General features: G+C 65.4%; 1 protein-coding gene. It reads right to left on the bottom strand.

Translation table 11 applies throughout. The features are described from left to right. On the bottom strand, positions 1-1,258 hold a 1,258-nt coding region (locus tag ADADOO_RS01960; protein ID WP_511274542.1), incomplete at both ends, for a Tex-like N-terminal domain-containing protein.

Here is a 1,258-nt window from a genome sequence, read left to right as displayed (position 1 = left end):
GCGCCGCGGATCGAGACGTCGAGGTCGGGGAATTCCTTGGCGGCGAATTCGGAGGCGGAATAGACCGAGGCGCCGGCTTCGGAGACGACGATCTTGGTCAGCCGCGCTTCCGGGTAACGCTTGATGACGTCCTGCACGAGCTTGTCGGTCTCCCGGCTGGCCGTGCCGTTGCCGATGGCGACCAGGCTGACCTGGTGCTTGGCAGCCAGGCGACCAATGGTAGCGATCGAGCCGTCCCAGTCGCAGCGCGGTTCGTGCGGGTAGATGGTGGCGTGGTCGAGCATCTTGCCGGTGGCGTCGACGATGGCGATCTTGCAGCCGGTGCGGATGCCGGGGTCGATGCCCATCGTGACGTGCTGGCCGGCCGGGGCGGCGAGCAGCAGATCTTTCAGGTTACGGCCGAAGACGCGGATGGCTTCTTCCTCGGCGCGCTCGCGCAGCTCGTTCATGAGTTCGAGTTCGAGGTGGGTGTAGACCTTGACCTTCCAGGTCCAGCGCACGGTGTCGGCCAGCCATTTGTCGGCCGGGCGGCCCTGCGGCTTGATCCCGAAGCGGACGGCGATACGCTGTTCACAGGGGTTTTGCGTGCCGGGTTTGACAGCCTCGGGGTCGAGTTCGGAGTCGAGGACCAGCGCCACCTGCAGCATGCCTTCGTTGCGGCCGCGGAGCAGGGCCAGGGCGCGGTGTGAGGGCATCGTCGCAATCGGTTCGGCGAAGTCGAACCAGTCACGGAACTTGGCGCCTTCGGTTTCCTTGCCTTCGACGACGGTCGACCGGACATGGCCGTGTTCGCTGAGGTAGGCGCGCAGGCCACCGAGCAGTTCGGCATCTTCGGCGAACTTTTCCATGAGGATCTGGCGAGCGCCGTCGAGGACGGCGCGGGCGTCGGCAAAACCGGCGTCAACGTTGATGAACTTTTCGGCTTCGTCGTCCGGTGTCAGGTTCGGGTCTTCAAGCAGGCCGAGGGCCAGTGGCTCGATGCCGGCTTCGCGGGCGATCTGCGCCTTGGTCCGGCGCTTCTGCTTGTACGGCAGGTAGAGGTCTTCGAGGCGCTGCTTCGTTTCGGCGTCGCTGATCTCGGCCTTGAGTTCCGGCGTCAGCTTGCCCTGTTCCTCGATGCTGGCGAGGATGGCCGTGCGCCGCTCTTCGAGATCGCGCAGGTAGGTCAGGCGTTCTTCGAGGTTGCGCAGTTGCGTGTCATCAAGGCCGTCGGTCGCTTCCTTGCGGTAGCGCGAGATGAAGGGCACGGTGGCGCCTT

The sequence above is a fragment of the Azonexus sp. genome (assembly GCF_036170495.1).
Taxonomy (GTDB): Bacteria; Pseudomonadota; Gammaproteobacteria; order Burkholderiales; family Rhodocyclaceae; genus Azonexus.
The sequence above is the reverse complement of the archived record's forward strand: the minus strand, read 5'-3'. Positions and strand labels throughout refer to the sequence as shown.